Consider the following 21,003-nt stretch of genomic DNA (forward strand, 5'->3'; position numbering starts at 1 on the left):
GCTGAGGCAGTTGGAGCGGGCGAAGGGATTCGAACCCTCGACCCCAACCTTGGCAAGGTTGTGCTCTACCCCTGAGCTACGCCCGCTCTGGCGCCTGATCCCGGTTACGCGAACCGGGCGGGTAAGGCGGTGGCCTCTAGCAGCGGGTTCCGGGGTCGGCAACCCCCGATACGCAACTTTCGTTCGGGGGTTGGATGCCGCGCACAAAGCGCCCAAATAGAGCGCTTCCAATTCCCCGATCAGGAGCGCCCCTTGGCCACGCTAGGATTGTCCCCGCAGGAACGCGAAGCCGTCGAACAGTTCCGCAAGGACGTCGTCGAACCGTCCATGACCAGCCTCGTCATCCTCGATTTCTGGGCCGAATGGTGCGGGCCGTGCAAGGCGCTGACGCCGACACTGGAAAAGGTCGCCGCCGATTATGCCGACAAGGGCGTGGTGCTGGCCAAGGTCAATGTCGATGAAAACAAGTTCATCGCGGCCCAATTCCAGATTCGATCGATCCCGACCGTCTATGCGATGTTTCAGGGCCAACCGGTCGCCGATCTGACCCAGACGCGCACCGAATCGCAGCTAAAGACGATGCTCGACCAGATATTGAAGCAAATCCCGCTCGATTCGCCTGCGGCGCAGGCCGAAGCCGACATCGAGCCGCTCATCGCCATGGGCGAGGAGGCGTTGGCACAGGGGGATGGCGACCGAGCGCTGTCGATCTTCTCCCAGATTGCGGAGATGGCGCCCGACAATCCGGCCGTCCATGCCGGCACCGTGCGCGCGTTGGTGTCGCTGGGCCGCACCGACGAAGCGCAGCAATTGCTGGATGCGCTACCTGAGGATGTGACCAAAGCCCCCGAGATCGACCGCGCGCGTTCCGCACTAGCCCTTGCCACCACCGCACAGCCGGTCGGCGATCTTGCCGCGCTGGAGGCCGAAGTCGCCGCCAATCCGGCCGACATGGACGCGCGCATGAAGCTTGCCGACGGCCAGATGGCGGCGGGCAACCGCGATGCCGCCGCCGACACCCTGCTTGCGCTAATCGCCGAGGATCGCGACTGGAACGAAGCGGCAGCGCGCGCGCGGCTGCTCCAGATTTTCGAAGTCGTCGGCCTCGAAGACCCCTGGGTCTCCGCACAGCGCCGCCGCCTGTCCGCGACCCTGTTCGGGTGAGCACGCGGCTGTCGATCTTCCCCCTGGGGGGTGCGCTGCTGTTTCCGCACATGCACCTGCCGTTGCACATTTTCGAGCCGCGCTATCGATCGATGGTGTCCGACGCACTCGCTCGCGATCGCCGCATCGGCATGATCCAGCCGCGCGAAGGGGGCGAGAAGCCCGCCTTGTTCGACGTCGGTTGCGTCGGTCAGATCATCGATGTCGAAGCGCATGAGGATGGACGCTACGACATCGTGCTTCAGGGCGTGTCGCTGTTCCGCGTGACGCGCGAGTTGGAAGTGCCAACGCCGTTTCGCCAGGTCGAGGCGGAAATGCTGCCGGCGGAGAGTAAAACCGACTTGTCGCTTGGCGAACGCGCTAGCCTGGAAATGGAGTCGCGCCGCTTTGCCGATGCTCAGGGCTATGCGGTGGATTGGGAAGCCGTCTCTCGGCTCGACGACCAGAGCCTCGTCAATGGTATCGCCCAGATCGCCCCGTTCGACGCCGCATCGAAACAGGCGCTGCTGGAAGCGCCGGATATTGCGACACGCACCGAACTGATCGTGCAACTGATGCAATTCTACGGGCGGCACGGCGATGATGAGGCGGGCACGCTTCAGTAAGTGGGCATTTAGGAGCGCGAGGCCGGAGCCACCCCCCGCCCCGCAAAATGCCCGATCGCAGCACCACCCAGCAACACCACCGCCGCAATCACGAACACCAGCCCCGGCATCGCCACCACCGACACTCCGTACACCGCGCCGAAGAACAACGGCGAGATTACCCCCGCGACGCTCGCCACACTGTTGTTTGCGCCCTGCAACTGACCCTGTTCACGCTCGGACACCAATCGCGTCATCAGCGACTGGATCGTCGGCAACGCCAGCGACCACAAGGCATTGGGCACCAGCGCGGCGATGAACAGCCAGCCGGTCGGGGCCAGCCCCATGCCGAGAATGCCGAACGCGCCGAGCACCAGCCCGACTACCATCGTTCGCCGATCGCCCAGCCGTGCCGACACCCGCCCGACCAGGAAAATCTGCACCAGCATCTCGAGCAAGCCAGCGAACGCCAGCAACAACCCAGTCTCCAGCGGCCCGAACCCGTATCGGTGCGCGGCATAGAGCACGAACACCGCGGAAAAGACGTGGTGCGCGAAATAAAGCATGAAATAGACCCAGGCGAGCCCGGTCAGCTCCGCATGCCGCCGTAGCAGCCGGAACGCGCCCAAAGGATTGGCGCGGCTCCACGCGAACGCCATGCGCCGCTCCTTCGGCAGCGATTCGGGCAGCACGAACAGGCCGTAGAGGAAGGCCAGCGCCGAAAGCGCCGCCGCCACCCAGAACGGCGTGCGCGGCCCCCATTCGCCCAGCACGCCGCCCAGTGCAGGCCCGGCAATGAACCCCGCGCTGAATGCCGCCCCGACCAGGCCATACGCCTTGGCGCGCCCCTCTGGCGGGATGATGTCGGCGAGATAGGCATAGACCGCGGTGAAGCTGGACGAGGTGATCCCGCCGATGATCCGCCCCACCGCCAGCCACCACAAATTGGGTGCCAGCGCCATCAACACCCAATCGACCGCCAGCCCAAAGATCGAAATCAGGATGACCGGACGCCTGCCGAACCGGTCGGACAGCGATCCGATGATCGGCGAGAACACGAACTGCATCAGCGCCCACAACGCGACCATCACCCCGTTCCACCACCCGGCGGTCGATGCGGACCCGGCAAACTCCTCGATCAGGATGGGCAGCACCGGAATCACCAGCCCCATCGCCATCACGTCGAGCGCGGCGGTCACGAGCACGAAGGCGATGGCGGGCCGATGCCGGTTGAGCGCGGTCATGGGGACGGATTCCTGAACCGCAGCGGGAGCCCGCGCGATTCGATTATGGGAGTGGGTAGCAGGTAGCGTGCCGATAACTACTCGTCACCCCGGACTTGTTCCGGGGTCCACCGGGCGGCGGGCAAAACGCTTTGTGCGCGAGCGAAGCACAATCGGCTTAGTGGACCCCGGAACAAGTCCGGGGTGACGAAACGGGACTTTAGACCGTCATCCCCTGAAGCAGTTTCGGCAAATCGCCCGACTCACCGCGCGCTTCGGCCATGAACCGGTTCTTCAGCGGCGGCACCGCATTCACCGCCGAAATCCCGAACCGCCGCACTGCGCTGGCGGTCTTGCCGGGAATACCGAACAGTCGCGTCAGCAGGTCGGTCGATGCCGCCACCATGAACGTATCCAGCCCGCGCCACCGCTCGTACCGCGTCAGCACCTGCGCGTCGCCCAGATCGAGCCCCAGCCGTTTGCCCTCGACCAGCACCTCGACCAGCGTCGCGACGTCGCGATAGCCCAGATTGACGCCCTGCCCCGCGATGGGATGGATACCATGCGCCGCGTCGCCGACCAGCGCGAGCCGTTCGCCGGTGACCTTCGCCGCGTGGTGGAATCCCAACGGATAGCTCGACCGCTGCGTGACCGGGCCAAGCGTACCCAGAAACCCGCCCATCCGTTTTTCCGCCTCGGCCAGCCAACCGCGATTACCCAGCTTGAGCAGACCGGGCGCGTCCTTGGCATCCACCGTCCACACGATCGCCGAACGGTGGCCATTCTCGTCATCCAGCAGCGGCAGGATCGCGAACGGCCCCGCCGGATAGAAGATCTCGAACGCCGTATTCTCGTGCGGGTGTTCGTGGTTCAGCGTCGCGATCATCGCGACATGGTCATATTGCCAGCGCGCGACGTTGATCCCGGCGGCCTCGCGCATCGGCGAGCGACGTCCCTCGGCGGCGATCACCAGCGGCGCATGCACGGTTTCGCCGGATGACAGGGTGACAGATACCCCACCGACGCCGCGCTCGGTCTTCACCGGCAGGGTCTTCATCCGCAGATCAACCAGAGGTGCAGCACTGGCCGCCTCGAACAAGGCCGTCCGCAACCGGCGATTTTCGTACATCACCCCCAAAGCGCCATCATCGGCATCGGGTTCGAAATCGAGCGCCCCAGGCTCCAGCCCGTCGCTCACCCGGATCGCCCGAATCGGACAGCCATGCCCGGCCAGCCGCTCGCCCACGCCGATCGCGTCGAACATCCGGTGGCTGGCGCTCGCGACTGCCGACGCGCGTCCGTCGAAGCCTGCGCCCTGCACCACCGCCGGATCGGCGGGATCGACGATGATCGACGACAGGCCATGCGCGTCGAGTGCCACGCCCAGCGCGCTCCCGACCAAACCGCCGCCAAGGATGATGACATCTGCGCGTTCCATGAACCCGGACTTAGAGGGCGCTCGCACGATGCACAATCAACTCCTCGTCACCCCGGACTTGTTCCGGGGTCCACTACGCCGCTTGCGCGACGCTAGACCCTCTTGCGATGGTGATCGCCGCACGGTGGACCCCGGCACTCCGGCCGGGGTGACGGAGCGCTCATGGAGCACCGGAACCCTCCACCCACCGCAACCAACCTTGACGCCAGCGCCTCGCCAAGCCAAGATTCCCCTTATGTTTCGAGCCCGGGGCGCTCGAATTTCGGCAACCCGTGAAACGAAGCAATAAGGGGGCGGACGATGGCCAGCCGGGCAAGTCCCAGTCTGTGGCGCGATACGATGAAGGCAGGCGCGATCCGATCGACCGCGTTGGCGGGCGCGATCGCGCTGTTCTTCGTCACCATCGCCACGGCCATCGCGATGCTCAGCTATCGCAGCGGCGATCCGTCGTTCAACACCGCGGCCGCCGGCCCGACCCAGAACTGGCTGGGCGCGCCGGGCGCGTATCTGTCCGACCTGATGTTCGCTCTGTTCGGCGTCGCGGCAATCTTCATCCTGCCGCTGGGGCTCAAAATCGCGCTGCGGCTATGGCGGGACATCCCGGTCGGTTCCTGGGCGCGCATGCTGCGCCAGGTGCTGATCGGCGTGGTGCTGATGGGCGCAGCGCTGGCCTTCGTCGCACCCGGCGCGGTGCTCAAACTGCCTGCGGGCTGGGGCGGCATGGCCGGGCTCGCCATTTCCGGCGCGCTTCAACTCGCCATCGGTCTGATCGGCAACGAAGTCGCCGAGGTTTGGACCGCGCGGGGGCTCGCGCTGCTGCTCGGACTGACCGGCATCATCGTCTGGGCACGCGGCATGGCGATCGACTGGCGCGAGGCGCGCATCGCACTTCCCAAGCTCCCGAAGATCGAACGCGCGCCCGCCGCCGACGTGCCGCCCTTCGAGGTCGAGGACGATTTTGCCGACGCGCCGCGCGCTGCCCCTGCCCCGCGCAAGATCGCCGAACCGTCGAACAAGCCCGCGCCCGTCATCGCCGATCGCGCACTGGCACCCGCCACCGCCAAGCCCAAGGCGGCGACCCAGACCTCGTTCGACTTGCGCGACAATTTCAAGCTGCCGTCGCTCGACCTCCTCACCCCCGCACCCGCCAATTCGGCCAATCCCGTCGACAAGGCCGCGCTGGAACGCAACGCCCGGCTGCTCGAATCCGTCCTCGACGATTTCAACGTCAAGGGATCGATCGTCGAGGTCCGCCCCGGCCCCGTCGTCACGATGTACGAACTCGAGCCCGCGCCGGGGATCAAGGCCAGCCGCGTCATCGCGCTGTCCGATGACATCGCCCGCAACATGTCGGCGATTTCGGCGCGCGTCGCGACCATTCAGGGCCGCAACGTCATCGGCATCGAATTGCCCAATGCGCGGCGCGAACCCGTCTCCCTGCACGAACTGATCGGCAGCCAGAGCTTCGCCGACCAGAACGCCCAGCTTCCCATCGTGCTCGGCAAGAACATCGCGGGCGATCCCGTCATCGCCGACCTTGCCCCCATGCCGCATCTGCTCGTCGCGGGCACGACCGGCTCGGGCAAGTCGGTCGGGCTCAATTCGATGATCGTCTCGCTGCTCTACCGGCTGACTCCCGACCAGTGCCGGATGATCATGATCGATCCCAAGATGCTGGAATTGTCCATCTATCGTGGCATTCCGCATCTGCTCGCCGATGTCGTCACCGATCCACCCAAGGCCGTCCGCGCACTCAAATGGGCGGTCGAGCAGATGGAGGACCGCTACCGCATGATGGCGTCGGTCAACGTCCGGTCATTGGGCGGCTTCAACGAAAAGGTGAAGGCGGCCAAGGCCAAGGGCCAGAAGCTCGGCCGCAAGGTTCAGGTCGGTTACGACGACAATGGCCGTCCGATCCACGAGGAAGAAACGCTCGACCTCGAGCCCCTGCCCCAGATCGTGGTGGTGGTCGACGAACTCGCCGACCTGATGATGACCGCGGGCAAGGAAGTCGAATTCCTGATCCAGCGGCTGGCGCAAAAGGCGCGTGCGGCGGGCATCCACTTGATCATGGCGACGCAGCGCCCTTCGGTCGATGTCATCACCGGCGTGATCAAGGCAAATCTGCCCACGCGGATCAGCTTCCACGTCACCTCGAAAATCGACAGCCGAACGATCCTGGGCGAACAGGGTGCCGAGCAGCTCCTGGGCAAGGGCGATATGCTCTACATGCCCCAGGGCAAGATGATCAGCCGCGTCCACGGCCCGTTCGTCAGCGACGAGGAAGTGCAGGCCGTCGCCGACCATTGGCGCGCGCAAGGTCAGCCCGATTATGTCGACGCGGTCACCACCGAACCCGAAGAGGGTGCAGGCTTTTCGCTCGACGGCGCCCCTTCGGGTGAGGACAGCCCCGAGGACCAGCAATTCCGACAGGCGATCCAATATGTCGCGTCCAGCCAGAAAGCATCGACGTCATGGCTCCAGCGTCAGATGCGCATCGGCTACAACTCCGCCGCCCGCCTGATCGAACGCATGGAACGCGAAGGCCTGGTGTCGGCACCCGACCATGTCGGCCGTCGCGAAGTGCTGATGGATGAGGACGGGCGGCCTGGGTGATCGGCTCGCAGCACTCAGGCCGAGGCCGCGCCGCAACCACGCGTCACCCCGGCCGAAGTGCCGGGGCCCACTAGGCAGCAACCGAAGTGCTCAAGTTTTGAAGGCGGGCAAGCGGCTTGGTGGACCCCGGCACTTCGGCCGGGGTGACGAAATGAACTAAGCCGCGACCGGTGCCCGCGTCAGGTTGAGGAACACATCCTCCAGATCGGCCTCGCGCGTGGACACATCGACGATACCGAACCCCGCTGCCTGCACCGCGGCCAGCACTTCGCCAGCGTTCACCTGATCCTTTTGATAGGTGATCGCGAGTGTGCGCTCGCCCTTCAGCGCGATCTTCTGGAAGCAGCGATTGTCAGGCACCGTCGCGACATCACGGTCCACCGTAACCTCGACCAGCTTTTCCTGCGCCATGCCGATCAGCGTCTGGGTCGGTTCGTTGGCGATCAGGCGACCGTGATTGATGATCGCCACGCGGTCGCACAATCGCTCGGCTTCTTCCAGATAATGGGTGGTCAGCACCACCGTCACGCCCTGATCGTTCAGGCTGCGAACATAGGCCCAAAGCTGCTGGCGCAGCTCGATTCGGCACCCGACCATGTCGGCCGTCGCGAAGTGCTGATGGATGAGGACGGGCGGCCTGGGTGATCGGCTCGCAGCACTCAGGCCGAGGCCGCGCCGCAACCACGCGTCACCCCGGCCGAAGTGCCGGGGCCCACTAGGCAGCAACCGAAGTGCTCAAGTTTTGAAGGCGGGCAAGCGGCTTGGTGGACCCCGGCACTTCGGCCGGGGTGACGAAATGAACTAAGCCGCGACCGGTGCCCGCGTCAGGTTGAGGAACACATCCTCCAGATCGGCCTCGCGCGTGGACACATCGACGATACCGAACCCCGCTGCCTGCACCGCGGCCAGCACTTCGCCAGCGTTCACCTGATCCTTTTGATAGGTGATCGCGAGTGTGCGCTCGCCCTTCAGCGCGATCTTCTGGAAGCAGCGATTGTCAGGCACCGTCGCGACATCACGGTCCACCGTAACCTCGACCAGCTTTTCCTGCGCCATGCCGATCAGCGTCTGGGTCGGTTCGTTGGCGATCAGGCGACCGTGATTGATGATCGCCACGCGGTCGCACAATCGCTCGGCTTCTTCCAGATAATGGGTGGTCAGCACCACCGTCACGCCCTGATCGTTCAGGCTGCGAACATAGGCCCAAAGCTGCTGGCGCAGCTCGATGTCGACGCCCGCGGTCGGCTCGTCGAGCACCAGCACGGGCGGCGAATGAACCATCGCCTTGGCCACCATCAGCCGCCGTTTCATGCCGCCCGACAATGTGCGCGAATAGGCATTGGCCTTATCGGCCAGATGCATCGCGCCGAGCAATTCCATCGTCCGCCGCTTCGCCTTGGGAACGCCGTACAAGCCCGCCTGGATTTCCAGCGTTTCAGCGGGGGTGAAGAATGGGTCGAACAGGATTTCCTGATTGACGATTCCGATCGACGCCTTGGCATTGCGCGGGTGTGCGTCGATGTCGAACCCCCAGATGCTCGCGCGGCCTGCGGACTTGTTCACCAGCCCGGCCAGGATATTGATAAGCGTCGATTTACCCGCGCCGTTCGGCCCCAGCAGGCCGAAGATGCTGCCGCGGGCGACGTCGAACGTCACATCGCTGAGCGCCTGCTTGCCGCCCGCATAGGTCTTGGACAGACCGTCGATCTCGATTGCTGCCTGAGTCATGCGCACGCGATAGTCCGCTACGGCGTGCGCGACAACGGGCTCTGGGCAAACACTCCCCCTCCCCGTTCGTTTCGAGCGAAGTCGAGAAATGTGAACCAGGTGTGCGATCGCGTTTCTCGACTTCGCTCGAAACCAACGGAGGGGTGAAGCTCATCGGGATATTGTCGCGGACCCACCCCTTTGCTATCGGCGCAGTCATGATCGCACCGCCCGAAACCACTCGCGTTACCAGCCGCCGCGTCTCCTGCGACGGGGCCAGCGACATTCCCGGCGGCGCGGCGCTCGGCCATCCGCGCGTGTTCCTCGAAATCGACGAGCATGGCTATGTCGATTGCGGCTATTGCGACCGGCGTTTCGTGCTGATCGGCGGGCCTGCAGACGGCGCGGATCAGGGCCACCTCCCCGACATCGCGTCTGGCGCGAGCCTCTAACGCTCCTATATCGGCGGGATGACCATTCCCGCCGACCCCCGCGCCTTTCTCTATGGCAGCACGCTCGACCCCGACGCCGCGCTGAAACTGACCGCAGAGGCGCTGTCGCGTGCCGATGACGGCGAACTCTATCTCCAATATCGCAAGACCGAAGCGTTCGGCTTCGATGACGGCGTCCTGAAGACGGCCTCCTATTCGACCGACTCCGGCTTTGGCCTGCGCGGCGTATCGGGCGAGATGACAGCCTTCGCCCATGCCAGCGAGCTCAGCGCCGACGCGATCCGCCGTGCCGCGCAGACGATGACGCTGATCGACCCCAGCGACCGCGCCCGCGCCGCCCCGCCGCGTGGCAACAACCGTCACCTCTACACCGCAGCCGACCCGATCGAGCTGATGCCCTTCGCCGACAAGGTCGCGCTGTGCGAAGCGATCGACGCCGCCGCTCGCGCCCGCGATCCGCGCGTGGCACAGGTCTCGGTCTCGCTGCTGGGGTCATGGAGCGTGGTCGAAATCGTCCGCGCCGACGGCTTCGTCGCCACGGATATCCGTCCGCTCACCCGTTTAAACGTGTCGATTGTCGTCGAATCGAACGGTCGCCGCGAAACGGGAAGCGTCGGCATTGGCGGGCGCGATCTTTACGCCCCCATCGTCACCCCCGACGCCTGGAACCGCGCGATCGACGAAGCGCTCGCCCAGGCGTTGGTCAATCTGGAAGCCGTCGATGCGCCCGCGGGGGACATGCCCGTACTGCTCGGCCCCGGCTGGCCGGGCATCCTCCTCCACGAAGCGATCGGCCACGGGCTGGAGGGCGATTTCAATCGCAAGGGTACGTCTGCCTTTTCGGGCAAGATCGGCCAGCGCGTCGCCGCGCCCGGCGTGACCGTCGTCGACGACGGGTCGATCCATGGCCGCCGGGGTTCGCTTTCCATCGACGACGAAGGCACGCCGACCCAGGAAAATATCCTGATCGAGGACGGCGTCCTCAAGGGCTATATCCACGACCGCCTCAACGCCCGGCTGATGGGGGTCGAGCCCACCGGCAACGGCCGCCGCGAAAGCTTCGCCCACGCGCCGATGCCACGCATGACCAACACCTTCATGCGCGGCGGAAACGACGATCCCGCCGAACTGCTGAGCCGCGTCAAGAAAGGCATCTTCGCCAAATCCTTCGGGGGAGGGCAGGTCGATATCGTGTCGGGCAAGTTCGTGTTCAGTTGCACGGAGGCGTACCGGATCGAAGACGGCAAGCTGGGCGCGCCGATCAAGGGCGCGACGCTGATCGGCGACGGCCCGACGTCGCTGACCCATGTCCAGGGCATCGGCAACGACTTCGCGCTCGACCCCGGAATCGGCATGTGTGGCAAGGGCGGACAGAGCGTGCCTGCAGGCGTGGGCCAGCCGACCTTGTTGATTGGCGGACTGACCGTGGGGGGAACGGCGGCCTGAAGCTTCAGACCCCGGTCAGCAGCATGTCGAACGCGCCGATGATATCGAACCGGTAATTGCCCAGATGAGTGACGTGCTGTCGCAATTCACCTGTGCGAACCGCCGTCGCGAACTGGGTCACCATCGCATAGCGCTCGCCATCAACATCGAAGACCGGATTTAACCGCGCTTTTCGCTCGGGTGCGTCAGTGATTGGAATGAGCGGGGCGACAATCCGCGTGCCAAGATTTCCCAATGCGTCGGATTGGCAATCGACGAGTAATTCGCCTCGCGCGCCGCGATAGACATCGAACTGCGCCATCAGAACAAACGATAGCGCTCAAGCGGCAGGCCGTTCTGCTCCACCCAGCGATTGACCGATTCGGCCCATTCGCGATTCTCCTCCTTCCACAACCGGTCGCGTTCCTTCTTCGCGGCGTCTCGGATGGCCGCCTCGCTCACCTGCGACAGGTTGATCCCCGCCTGCCGTGCCGCGGCAACCACACCAGTGTCGATCGACAGGTTGACGGGTTTGCGCTTGCCCGATGCGATGGGATCATGCTTCATGCGCAAAGAATATGCGCATCCCCCATGCGCGTCAATCGAAGGAAGATGCGCATGGCACTGGTCGAAATCGGTCGCTTCGACATGTTCGAAGCGCATATTGTCGCCGGTCGGCTGGAGGCATCGGGCATCCCGGCTGTCTGTTTCGACACCGGCGCCAGCATCGCCGACGGCTCCGCATTGCTGATCCCCGTGCGGGTCATGGTCGATGACGAAGACGAGGACGCTGCGCGAGAACTGCTCTCCCGACCCGACGACCAGACTGCCTAAATTTCGGGCACCATTTCGCATCTGCACAAATTTCTGACTGCCCGCGACATTTGCTTTCGCCAAAGGCGTTGAAAACGCGTCGGTTCGACTCTGGCACAACCTTTGCTGCATTGCCCTTGGGAAAAACCAAAACAAGGGGGCGGCATGAAACTGGTCATCGCCATCATCAAGCCATTCAAGCTCGATGACGTGCGCGAGGCACTGACGGAAGTCGGCGTCGCGGGCATGACGGTCAGCGAAGTAAAGGGGTTCGGGCGGCAAAAAGGTCAGACCGAAATCTATCGCGGGGCCGAATACAGCACCAACATGGTGCCCAAGATCAAACTCGAGATCGTCTGCGCCACCGACCTGTGCGACCGCGTCGTGGAGGCGATCCAGGCGTCGGCCAACACCGGCGCGATCGGCGACGGCAAGATCTTCGTTCTCGATGTCGGACAAGCGGTGCGCATCCGCACCGGCGAAACCGATCAGACCGCGCTGTGATGGGGGTCCACATGAACAACATGCTTACCAAAGCCGGCATGGCCGGCGCGACGCTCGCCGCGTCGCTGTTCGCCGCCATGCCCGCCTGGGCACAGGACGTCGCGGAAGCCGCGGCGCCGACGCCCGACAAGGGCGACACCGCCTGGATGATGACCGCGACGGTGCTGGTGATGGCGATGATCGTCCCCGGCCTCGCGCTGTTTTACGGCGGCCTCGTCCGTACCAAGAACATGCTGTCGGTCCTGACCCAGGTGCTTGCGGTCGCCGCGCTCGCGATGATCCTGTGGGTCGTCTATGGCTATGGCCTCGCCTTTGGCGGCGATTTCAACCGGTTCATCTCGACCGGCAAATTCTTCCTGGCGGGCGTCACCGCGGATTCGACGGTCGCGACCTTTACCGACGGCGTGGTCATCCCCGAATTCGTGTTCATCGCGTTCCAGATGACTTTTTCCGCGATCACGGTCGCGCTGGTCGTCGGCGGGCTGGTCGAGCGGATGAAATTCTCCGCGTTGATGGTGTTCGCGCTGATCTGGCTGACCATCGTCTATTATCCGGTCGCGCACATGGTCTGGTATCTAGGTGGCACCGACGAAGCGACGGGCCTGATCTTCGGCTGGGGCGCGCTCGATTTCGCAGGCGGCACGGTGGTTCACATCAACGCCGGCGTCTCGGCGCTGGTCGGCTGTCTGATCCTGGGCAAGCGCCTGGGCTACAAGAAAGACGTGATGGCGCCGCATTCGCTGACCATGACGCTGATCGGCACCGGGCTGCTATGGGTCGGCTGGTTCGGCTTCAACGCAGGGTCGGCCCTTGAAGCCAATGGTTCGGCGGGCCTCGCCCTCATCAACACCTTTGTCGCGACCGCGGCGGGCGTGCTGTTCTGGATGCTGACCGAGCGCGTGTTGGGCCACAAGGGATCGCTGCTGGGCGCGTGTTCGGGAGCGATCGCGGGTCTGGTCGCGGTCACCCCGGCCGCGGGCAATTCGGGCCCGTTCGGCGCGATCCTGCTCGGCGCGATCGCGGCGATCGTCTGCGCGTGGTTCGTGGTGTCGATCAAGCCCAAGCTCGAACTCGACGATTCGCTCGACGTGTTCGGCATCCACGGCATTGGCGGCATCATCGGTTCGATCGGCACCGCCTTCACCATGCTGCCCGCGCTGGGCGGCCCCGGTGACGCCGATTATGCGCTGGGCGGCCAGCTCTATACCCAGGTCATCTCGGTCCTGGTCGCGATTGCATGGGCAGGCGTCGGCTCGGCGATCGCGTTCGGTGCAGCCAAGGCCCTCACCGGCGGACGCGTCAGCGAAGAGGTGGAGCGCGAAGGCCTCGACCTCGGCGAGCATGGCGAACGCGCCTATAATTATTGACGAGCTTGGGGAGGGGGACCGCATCCACCCTCCCCACCCACGGGTTCCTCCTGCGGACGACTGGGCCGGTGAGCGATCACCGGCCCATTTTTTTGAGCGCGGCGCACAACCACTCGTCCCCGTCGCCCCGGCCGACGTGCCGGGGTCCACCAAGCCGCTTGCCCGACGATGACGGTGGAATGCCCAGCGTGCGGCTAAATTGGAAATTGATTCGTGCGGAGGCCCAGAGGGCGCGGAGGGGGTGGGCCTTAAACACCGCGAAGCGGCCCCAACCGGCGATTTGCGAATAGCGTTACAGGCGGCGGCTAACGCGGACTCTCTGCGCCTCTGCGCGAACTCCTTCTTCTCTTCGCGCCTCCGCGTGAATCAATGCATACCGACGAACACCGCGTCTAATCCAGAACCGCCCTACGGCGTCCGCCGCACCGCGGGCATCGCGTTACAAATATCCGCCCCGCCCAGCTGAACGGTAAAGAATGGCGGCTCGCGATTCTCGCGCATCTTCACCCAGGCCGCAAAGCGCGGGTTGTCGGTTGCGCGATACTCGAACCGCGGCCGTTCTCCGACCGGCAACTCGCTCGCCAGCCGCACCGTATCGATCCGCACATATTGCTTGGGATCGTCGTAAATCCCCAGCGCTTCCATCCCCCGCGGCAAGACCGTCAGATGCTCGATCCCTTCGACGATCCGCCCGGCCAGCGCGATGTTGCGGTCCAGATGCCGCGGTCCATGCCCGATCACGGTATAAAGGTCGCTTCCCGTGCCCGTGCTCGGTGCCAGATCGCGCGCCACACCGACCATGCCGTAACAATGCGGCATCCACGACCGATCGCCATCGCCCACCAGCGGCCAACCGTCGGCGCTGTATCCCGATCGTGCGGCATAGGGGTCGCGCCGCGACAGCATCGTCACCCCGTCCCAGCCCGCCCAGTCATATTCGGGCGGCGGATTGGCAACGACCCCCGGCTGCGGTTTCTTCTCGGTCGGATCCCCCCATTGCACGACATAATTGTCCTGCACCCGGTACACGCTTTCGCCATCCCACCACTGCGCCACGGCCAGTTTGCGGATGTTGTCGACATGCACCGGTGCGTATCGCGGCGCCAGCCGGATGACGATCCGCCGGTCGCCCGACAGAGTCATCACCAGCAACTCGTCGGCGGGAATCCCACGCCAATCCTCCGCCGCCGCATCCCATGGATTGAAAGCTGTCGCAGACGCCGGTAAAGGCGCTGCGACGGGCACAGGCGAGGGTTGCGGAACCGCCTGTGGCGCGGGCGACGGCGCAGGCTGGGTTTGAACGAGCACAAGAAGCGCAAACAGGCTGGTCAACATGGCCACCAGTGTTGGCACGACCGCCCGCCCCCACGCAATCACCCTTGCGCTTGCGAACCCCCGCTCGCTCGCCTAGGGGAACCGCCTGTCCAGGCATTCAAACCCTGCGGAGCGGTGGCCGAGTGGTCGAAGGCGCTCGCCTGGAAAGTGAGTATACGTCAAAAGCGTATCGTGGGTTCGAATCCCACCCGCTCCGCCAAGGCCTTAGCCGACCTGAAGTCCTGTACGGCACCACCGGCTATTTCTGCTGATCCTGGTCGAGTTCGAGCCAATCCGTCGGCGGCAGCCCATAGAGCATGTCCATGAATTCGAGCTGAAGTCGCGCCGGCTTGGGCTGGTTGCTGTTCCACAGCATGACGATGCCGCTCTGGTGAAGCGGATCGAACAGGATCAGCGCCCCGTAACCATCGACCGATCCGCGATGTCCCACCAGTTTACGGCCGGCATAGGTAAAGGTTCGCCATCCCAGCCCGTAACCCGCATCGGTCAGCGCGCGGTCCATCGCTCCGCGCCGCCCACGCGGGGGCGTCGCCACGATGGGACGCTGCATCCTTTCGATTGCGGCGGGTGACAGGATTTCCGGCGCACCGGCCAACTGCGCGCGCATCCACAGCAGCAGATCGCGGATGGATGCGTTGACGCCACCCGCCGCCGGGACGCGGTAGTAATTGTCGTTCACGATCGTCGGCACCCGCCCCCGGCGATGCGGCCTTGCCCAACTGGGTGCGCGTTCCAGTCCGGCGCGGCCGATGCTGGTGCGCGTCATGCCGAGCGGCGCGAACAGCCGATCGGCGGCGAACCGGGCATAGTCCCGTCCAGACGCGCGCTCGACGATCTCGGCGGCGGCATCGAATGCGATATTCTGATAGGCATGGCACGTCCCCGGCGGACAATAAGGCGGCAGTGAACCAAGCGCGGCTCGAAGCGCCTTGGGATCCTCACCGGCCTCCAGCCGATCGTCCCAAGCATTTCGGACCAGGCCTGTCCGATGCGAGAGGATGTCGGCCACGCTGATACTGGTCACGCCACCCGGGAGTGTCAGCGTCGTGCCCGACGCCGCCACCGGGGCGTCGAGGGACAAGCGCTTTTCCTCTGCCAGGCCGACCACCAGCGCGGCCGCCACGCCCTTCGAAAGCGATGCCCAACGAAACACGGTGTCCGGGGTCACCGCTGATCCCGACCCGGCCAGCGTCTCCCCATATCCCTTGGCGAAGCGCACCTGCCCCATCTCGATGGTCCCGACCGCCAGTCCCACCATGTCGGGGTCGCGCATCAACGCGACGATGCGATCATCAAGCCGTCGGTAATCGACAAGCGACGGGCGTCCGTCCTCGACCGGATCGGCCGGATGGCGCATCATGGCTCGATCGGATGCGGAGCGCGATGCGGCCTGATCCGGACCATCGCCTCCAGACAGCGCCGCGCCGACCGATAGTGCCAATGCGACCAAGCCCGCCATCAGCATCATCGTTCGCCGCGCCATCGTCACCCCGCCTGAATCCCATACCCGAATAGATTGACGGCGGGTGCTGATCGACAGCGCGACCACCCGCCGCAAATGCTTGGCACGTCGTTGCTTAGACCGGGGGAAGGGCGGTGGAAAGCGCTGGCCTGACGCCCTTCGACCCGGCATCTGGTCGGGTGAGCTGCCAATTGATCCGGCACTTTCGGAAACGGTCGGGCGAAGCGGTGGGAAATCGTCGCCGATGACCGCCGCTTGCAACCGCTAGTCCGCCAACCGGTCCTGACCGGGCACGAACGGCGTCAGCACCGCCGGATCGGCACTGACTTGCGCGGCGCGGATATCGAGCAGCTTCATGCGCAGACCTTGGGGCAAGCGACCGAGCAACTGTGTTTTCCATCCCCCGCCGATCCTATGTCCCTGGATATCCGGGGTGGCACCCTTTTTGGCCCATTCGGCGCTATAGTCGCTTTGCTGGGGGGTGTTCGCAAAGATCGGCACGTCCGACACCCGCTGGGCGATCACGAACAGATACGTTGATCGTCGTGGCGCGTTATACCCCACTCTGCGCCCCGCTGTGGCGGGATCGCGTGCGCGCAGCCAATCGGCGTCGAGGAACATGGGCACCAGAAACACGTCGCGGATGCGGTAGCCATTCTCGCTCGACAAGGTGCGGAAGAATAATTCCGGGCTGAACTGATAGAAACCGTGGCCCATTTCGTTGTTCGACGGCACCGCGATGATCAAATGCCCCCCGACGCGGGGCAGCGCCATGTAATTGGCAAGCGCCGACGAGCAATTGAACACATGTTCCAGCGTCCCGCCGTCGAACACGGTCGAAAACCGCGTTCCCATCTCGGCAGGCAGGGGCTGGTTGAGGTCGTGGACCAGTGTGGCGCCTTCGAAATCGGAGATATCGAGCGAATCGACCTGTCGCGCACCCAACCGACGGAACAACGCATCGCTGAACCGGTTCTCCTGCCCCGACAGCGCCTCGGCCTCCTCCGCCGAGACGGGGTCGCCGAACGATGCGAGCGCGGCCCCCATGTCCGATGGCGAAATCAACAGATCCTGACGCCCGATGGTCAGCGTATCGCCGAAATCCACGCCCGCCGCCTTGGCCGCGAGGAGCAGTTTGACCGTCTGTAGTTCGATACCCATGGCCGCGTTCGTAATGCAGCGCGTTTTCTAAGTCGATGGTGCCGTTGAAATGCGGTTGCGCAATTGCGTTGTCAGGCGCACCATCTCGACGAACAGCGGATGTCCCATGATGCGGAGCGACACCACCCACAACGCGATTCCCCCCGCGATCGCCATCGCGATTGTCGAGAGCGACGTCGCCGGGCTCCAGTCGTTTTGGATCATCACGGCCAGCGCGGGCGCGGTTGCCGCGGCGGCAAGCACCGCCCCGCGCAGATAGACCACGAACAATTCGCGGCGCGCCGCACCCGAGAGTCGAGGGAGCAAGGGCACGAAGAGCGCGACCCCGAGCAGCGCGTCCAACAGCCGGGCGAGCGCCGCTCCCAGCAAGCCGAACGTACAGCCGATCGCGAACGCCGCCAGCCCGACGACCGACCGGATCATCTCAAGCCAGGTCTGTTGCGCCAGCCGATCGCGCAGGATGAACAGCTCGTGGTTCATCGCAAAGCACAGGCAGATCGCCTGCGACAACAGCAGCACCGTCAGCGGCGGCGCCGCCGCGAGCCACCGCTCGCCGAACAGGATGAGGATCACCGGCCCGGCCAGGATCGCCAGCCCGGCCAGCAGCGGCCACAGCAGCGCCAGGACTATATCCAGCCCCTTGAGATAGCTGGTCGACGTGCCGATCCCCGACCGGTGGTCCTCGGCAAGCCGCGGGAACAACACCCGCGCCAAGCTGCCATACAAATTCTGGTAGAGCGTGTTCGTCAGCGCGCTGGCCCGCGAATAGATTCCGAGCGGCGCGAATCCCAGGATGCGCCCCAGGATAAAGTCCGCTGCGCGGGCCGATGCGGTCGAAACCCCGCTGATCGCCAGCGTCTGGAACCCGAACCCGATCATCTTGCGCCATCCGAGGATCGACACCGATACCCCGATATGGCGTCGTCCGAAAATCGAAAAGCCCAGCGCCCCGACCACCGCCTGGGTCAGCCCCCCATAGGCCGCGCTGAGTGCCCCCGCACCGTACCAGGCCGCAACGATACTGACCAACGCCCCCATCACTGCACGCGCGGTCGTGACCAGCGAAATCACCCGAAAATTCATTTCCCGCTGAAGCATCGTGGCGGGACGCAATTCGAATGCGTTCAGCAGCGGAACCACCGACAACAGGTGCAGCACCGATCGCACCTGGGGCTCGCCAGCCGTGATCCAGTCGGAATATCCGGCCGCGAACACGATTCCCGCCAATGCGACGCACAATACGCCGTTCAGCGTGAATGCCGTCGACAGCGTGCCCGGCGTCAGCTTTTCTTCGCGGATGACATAATTGCCGACGCCAAAGGCGGAGATCGCTTGCAGGACACCCACGATTGCTAAGCCCGCGGCGTAGATCCCGATTTCGCGGGCCGTCAGCATCCGGGTCAACAGCACCGTCGCACCGAAGGTCGCGGCAAACGACATCATCTGACCGGTCAGCGACCAGGCGAATGCCGATCGAAGCGACATCAGAGCGTGCTACGCATATCTGGAGAAACCCGAAATTCGCACGGCGACGGGACCGTGTCGCGCGGATAGCCGTCCCCATGCCCGGCTGCAAGCCGCGGAGGCCTGCGCTTGCCAAACCGGCCGGGCTTCGCCAAGGCCAAGCGTAATGAACGACCACCCGTCGAATGGTTCGCGACCGCATGGCGGCGGCATGAAGCGCTGGCTGGACCGGGGCGGGCGCATCCTTCGACAGCGTTGGGCGCGGTTGAACCATGCGGTGGCGCGCAGGCGCGATCTGGCCGCGGTCTTGCAGGACGAACGACCCCATGTCCTGCTCGTCACGAACGACCTCAGCCGCAGCGGCGCACCGCTGCTGGTGTTCGAAATGGCATCGCTGCTGATCGACGACGGCGTCGTCCCGGTGGTCGCGTCCCCCGTCGATGGACCGTTCGCCGCGAAGCTGCGCGACCTCGGCGTCAGGGTCTTCATCGATCCGATGGTGCGGACATCGCCCGCATGGATATCGGCGCTCGCCAGTCACGCGCGGTGGGCCATCTGCAACACCATCGATACCGCAGACGTCGCCCGCACGGTGGCCGAACGCACGCCGGTCCTATGGTATCTGCACGAAGTCTCGCTGCTGGAGGATCGCCTGGCCGACCCCCAGGTTCACGCCGCGGTACTGGGCGTGTCGGTCCTGTGGGCGGGCAGCGCCTTGTGCGCAGAGAAGATCGCCCCGCTGCGCCCCGACGTCACCATCGTCCCGTACGGTGTCGCCCCGCTAGGCGATCCGCCGACCAAGATTCCAGACCGCCCCTTGCGGACCGGCATCTTCGGATCGATCGAGCCCCGCAAGGGCCAGGACTTGGCGGTCGAAGCAATGGCATTGCTGTCGTCCGACGAACGGCGATCGATCGCCCTCACGCTGTACGGCCGCATTCTCGACCGCCCCTTTGCCGAGGACGTGCTTGAACGCGCCCGCGCGCTTGGCGTCGATTATGCCGGCGAGCTGGATCACGGTGCGTACAAGGCCGCGATCGCCGCGACCGACGCGGTGCTGGTCAGCTCGCGCGACGATACCTTGCCGATCGTCTCGATCGACGCGCTGGGACTGGGCCGCATGTTGCTGCTGTCACCTGATGTCGGCACCGCTGCCTGGCTGGAGCCCGGGGTCGATGTTCTGGTCGCACCCGGTGGCGACGCCGCAGGCCTCGCGACGTTGTTGAAAGACGCGCTTTCCCGGATGGCGGAGGCACCCACGATCGGATCGGCGGCACGACGCGCGTTCGACGCCCATTTCTCCCGCACCGCCTTTCGCGACCGGTTGCGAACCGCGGCGGCGCTGTTGGAACGCCCGTCATGACCGCGTCGTTGGCGAACATTCGCTGCGTGGTACTGGGCGGCGGCGGCTTTATCGGCACCAACCTGCGCCTTGCGTTGTCGAATGCCGGTGCGCAGGTGATCGGCTTTGGCCGCCCCCCCCGCTTCGCAGTCGATGCGGGCCAATGGGTCGACGGGGAGTTCGACGACAGCGCCGCCATTGCCGCCGCAGTCCGGGGCGCCGACCGCGTATTCCACCTTCTGGGTGCCGCCGACCCTGGACAATCCAATCTCGACCCGGTGCTCGACGCGCGGGTCAACGTCCCCGCCAGCCTTGCAGTGCTCGAGGCCTGTCGCGACGCAGATGTCGGAAAGCTGGTGTTCCTGTCGTCCGGCGGCACCGTCTATCGTCCGGGACTGGCGCTCCCCATCGCCGAAGACGCGCCGTGCGATCCGATCTCCGCCTACGGCATCGGCAAGCTGACGATCGAGAAATATTGCGCGCTGTTCCAACGGCTTTACGGGCTCGACACCGCGATCCTGCGCATCGCCAATCCATTCGGACCCTATCAGTCGCCCCATCGCGGCCAGGGATTCATTGCCAAGCTGATGCACCGCGCGATGAACCGACAGACCATAGACCTATGGGGGGACGGCAGCGCGATCCGCGATTTCCTGTTTGTGGGCGATGTCGTGACCGCGATGCTCGCGGCTGCGGATCGCCCTGGCGTGCTCGGCCCGATCAACATCGGATCGGGCTTCGGCCGCAGCCTGAGCGACGTGATCGCCGACGTCGAGCAGGTGCTGGGTCACCCCGTCGGGATCAACTATCAGGTCAGTCGCGCCGCCGACACGCCTGCCAATGTGCTCGACATCCGGCGTGCCGCCGATCTGCTCGACTGGCGGCCCGCTTGTCCCTGGGTCGAAGGGTTGCAACGCACACGCGACTGGCTGGCGACGCTCTAGCT

Annotated in this window: 19 protein-coding genes, 2 tRNA genes and 1 pseudogene; 11 read left to right on the top strand and 11 right to left on the bottom strand. The window is 65.1% G+C overall.

The window, feature by feature from the left end; all coding sequences use genetic code 11:
- Window positions 1-11 precede the first annotated feature (11 nt).
- Window positions 12-86, bottom strand: a tRNA-Gly gene (locus ENHY17A_RS00925).
- A gap of 166 nt (window positions 87-252) precedes the next feature.
- Here ENHY17A_RS00925 and ENHY17A_RS00930 point away from each other — a divergent pair.
- Both ENHY17A_RS00930 and ENHY17A_RS00935 read left to right on the top strand, forming a co-directional pair.
- Window positions 253-1,164 (top strand): tetratricopeptide repeat protein, encoded by a 912-nt coding sequence (locus ENHY17A_RS00930; protein ID WP_443018280.1) that lies wholly within the window; start codon window positions 253-255, stop codon window positions 1,162-1,164.
- A complete protein-coding gene (locus ENHY17A_RS00935) occupies window positions 1,161-1,769 on the top strand; it encodes an LON peptidase substrate-binding domain-containing protein (protein WP_268893982.1) in 609 nt (202 codons plus the stop codon). The genes ENHY17A_RS00930 and ENHY17A_RS00935 overlap by 4 nt, the downstream gene beginning before the upstream one ends.
- Window positions 1,770-1,777: 8 nt before the next feature.
- On the opposite strand, the gene ENHY17A_RS00940 is transcribed toward ENHY17A_RS00935, so the two are convergent.
- Both ENHY17A_RS00940 and ENHY17A_RS00945 read right to left on the bottom strand, forming a co-directional pair.
- A complete protein-coding gene (locus ENHY17A_RS00940) occupies window positions 1,778-2,992 on the bottom strand; it encodes a TCR/Tet family MFS transporter (protein ID WP_159709338.1) in 1,215 nt (404 codons plus the stop codon).
- Window positions 2,993-3,191: 199 nt separating this feature from the next.
- Window positions 3,192-4,409 carry a UbiH/UbiF/VisC/COQ6 family ubiquinone biosynthesis hydroxylase gene (locus ENHY17A_RS00945; protein WP_159709339.1) on the bottom strand — a complete coding sequence of 406 codons (1,218 nt, stop codon included), beginning with the start codon at window positions 4,407-4,409 and terminating at the stop codon, window positions 3,192-3,194.
- 300 nt (window positions 4,410-4,709) lie between these two features.
- Here ENHY17A_RS00945 and ENHY17A_RS00950 point away from each other — a divergent pair, with 300 nt between their 5' ends.
- Window positions 4,710-7,025, top strand: a complete 2,316-nt coding sequence (locus ENHY17A_RS00950) for a DNA translocase FtsK (RefSeq protein ID WP_159709340.1) — start codon at window positions 4,710-4,712, stop codon at window positions 7,023-7,025.
- 156 nt (window positions 7,026-7,181) lie between these two features.
- Here the strand turns inward: ENHY17A_RS00950 and ENHY17A_RS00955 are convergent.
- A pseudogene (locus ENHY17A_RS00955) lies at window positions 7,182-7,661 on the bottom strand (ABC transporter ATP-binding protein); the annotation flags it as partial.
- A 165-nt stretch (window positions 7,662-7,826) separates the two neighbouring features.
- Window positions 7,827-8,753 carry an ABC transporter ATP-binding protein gene (locus ENHY17A_RS00960; RefSeq protein WP_159709341.1) on the bottom strand — a complete coding sequence of 309 codons (927 nt, stop codon included), beginning with the start codon at window positions 8,751-8,753 and terminating at the stop codon, window positions 7,827-7,829.
- A 197-nt stretch (window positions 8,754-8,950) separates the two neighbouring features.
- Between ENHY17A_RS00960 and ENHY17A_RS00965 the strand changes: the two genes are divergently transcribed.
- Together ENHY17A_RS00965 and tldD are read left to right on the top strand one after the other, a co-directional pair.
- Window positions 8,951-9,184 carry a zinc-finger domain-containing protein gene (locus ENHY17A_RS00965; RefSeq protein WP_159709342.1) on the top strand — a complete coding sequence of 78 codons (234 nt, stop codon included), beginning with the start codon at window positions 8,951-8,953 and terminating at the stop codon, window positions 9,182-9,184.
- Window positions 9,185-9,202: 18 nt separating this feature from the next.
- Complete coding sequence (gene tldD / locus ENHY17A_RS00970; protein ID WP_159709343.1) at window positions 9,203-10,630, top strand: metalloprotease TldD; 1,428 nt, start codon at window positions 9,203-9,205, stop codon at window positions 10,628-10,630.
- A gap of 4 nt (window positions 10,631-10,634) precedes the next feature.
- On the opposite strand, the gene ENHY17A_RS00975 is transcribed toward tldD, so the two are convergent.
- Both ENHY17A_RS00975 and ENHY17A_RS00980 read right to left on the bottom strand, forming a co-directional pair.
- Entirely contained in the window at window positions 10,635-10,931 is a 297-nt protein-coding gene (locus tag ENHY17A_RS00975; protein ID WP_159709344.1) for a CcdB family protein, read from the bottom strand.
- On the bottom strand, window positions 10,931-11,176 hold the full coding sequence (locus ENHY17A_RS00980) for a type II toxin-antitoxin system CcdA family antitoxin (protein ID WP_159709345.1): 246 nt from the start codon (window positions 11,174-11,176) through the stop codon (window positions 10,931-10,933). The genes ENHY17A_RS00975 and ENHY17A_RS00980 overlap by 1 nt, the downstream gene beginning before the upstream one ends.
- Window positions 11,177-11,227: 51 nt before the next feature.
- Here ENHY17A_RS00980 and ENHY17A_RS00985 point away from each other — a divergent pair, with 51 nt between their 5' ends.
- The 3 genes from ENHY17A_RS00985 (at window position 11,228) to ENHY17A_RS00995 (ending at window position 13,293) form a co-directional block, all read left to right on the top strand.
- Window positions 11,228-11,443, top strand: coding sequence for a putative signal transducing protein (locus ENHY17A_RS00985; protein WP_159709346.1), 216 nt, complete (start codon window positions 11,228-11,230; stop codon window positions 11,441-11,443).
- 144 nt (window positions 11,444-11,587) lie between these two features.
- Window positions 11,588-11,926 (top strand): P-II family nitrogen regulator, encoded by a 339-nt coding sequence (locus tag ENHY17A_RS00990; protein ID WP_159709347.1) that lies wholly within the window; start codon window positions 11,588-11,590, stop codon window positions 11,924-11,926.
- Between the two features lie 20 nt (window positions 11,927-11,946).
- A complete protein-coding gene (locus ENHY17A_RS00995) occupies window positions 11,947-13,293 on the top strand; it encodes an ammonium transporter (RefSeq protein ID WP_159713986.1) in 1,347 nt (448 codons plus the stop codon).
- A gap of 408 nt (window positions 13,294-13,701) precedes the next feature.
- Here the strand turns inward: ENHY17A_RS00995 and ENHY17A_RS01000 are convergent, their stop codons facing one another.
- Window positions 13,702-14,628, bottom strand: coding sequence for a peptidylprolyl isomerase (locus ENHY17A_RS01000; RefSeq protein ID WP_159713988.1), 927 nt, complete (start codon window positions 14,626-14,628; stop codon window positions 13,702-13,704).
- 108 nt (window positions 14,629-14,736) lie between these two features.
- On the opposite strand from ENHY17A_RS01000, the gene ENHY17A_RS01005 reads away from it, so the two are divergent.
- Window positions 14,737-14,827 (top strand) — tRNA-Ser (locus tag ENHY17A_RS01005).
- A 39-nt stretch (window positions 14,828-14,866) separates the two neighbouring features.
- Here the strand turns inward: ENHY17A_RS01005 and ENHY17A_RS01010 are convergent.
- The 3 genes from ENHY17A_RS01010 to ENHY17A_RS01020 form a co-directional block, all read right to left on the bottom strand.
- Complete coding sequence (locus ENHY17A_RS01010) at window positions 14,867-16,111, bottom strand: serine hydrolase domain-containing protein (RefSeq protein ID WP_159709348.1); 1,245 nt, start codon at window positions 16,109-16,111, stop codon at window positions 14,867-14,869.
- A gap of 243 nt (window positions 16,112-16,354) precedes the next feature.
- Complete coding sequence (locus tag ENHY17A_RS01015; RefSeq protein WP_159709349.1) at window positions 16,355-17,251, bottom strand: hypothetical protein; 897 nt, start codon at window positions 17,249-17,251, stop codon at window positions 16,355-16,357.
- 27 nt (window positions 17,252-17,278) lie between these two features.
- Window positions 17,279-18,736: an oligosaccharide flippase family protein gene (locus tag ENHY17A_RS01020; protein WP_159709350.1), complete on the bottom strand. Its 1,458-nt coding sequence runs from the start codon at window positions 18,734-18,736 to the stop codon at window positions 17,279-17,281.
- 145 nt (window positions 18,737-18,881) lie between these two features.
- Here ENHY17A_RS01020 and ENHY17A_RS01025 point away from each other — a divergent pair, with 145 nt between their 5' ends.
- Together ENHY17A_RS01025 and ENHY17A_RS01030 are read left to right on the top strand one after the other, a co-directional pair.
- Window positions 18,882-20,078 carry a glycosyltransferase family 4 protein gene (locus ENHY17A_RS01025; protein ID WP_159709351.1) on the top strand — a complete coding sequence of 399 codons (1,197 nt, stop codon included), beginning with the start codon at window positions 18,882-18,884 and terminating at the stop codon, window positions 20,076-20,078.
- Window positions 20,075-21,001, top strand: a complete 927-nt coding sequence (locus ENHY17A_RS01030; RefSeq protein ID WP_159709352.1) for an NAD-dependent epimerase/dehydratase family protein — start codon at window positions 20,075-20,077, stop codon at window positions 20,999-21,001. The genes ENHY17A_RS01025 and ENHY17A_RS01030 overlap by 4 nt, the downstream gene beginning before the upstream one ends.
- Window positions 21,002-21,003 lie beyond the last annotated feature (2 nt).

This window comes from Sphingomonas sp. AX6 (assembly GCF_902506605.1).
Classification (GTDB): Bacteria; Pseudomonadota; Alphaproteobacteria; order Sphingomonadales; family Sphingomonadaceae; genus Sphingomonas.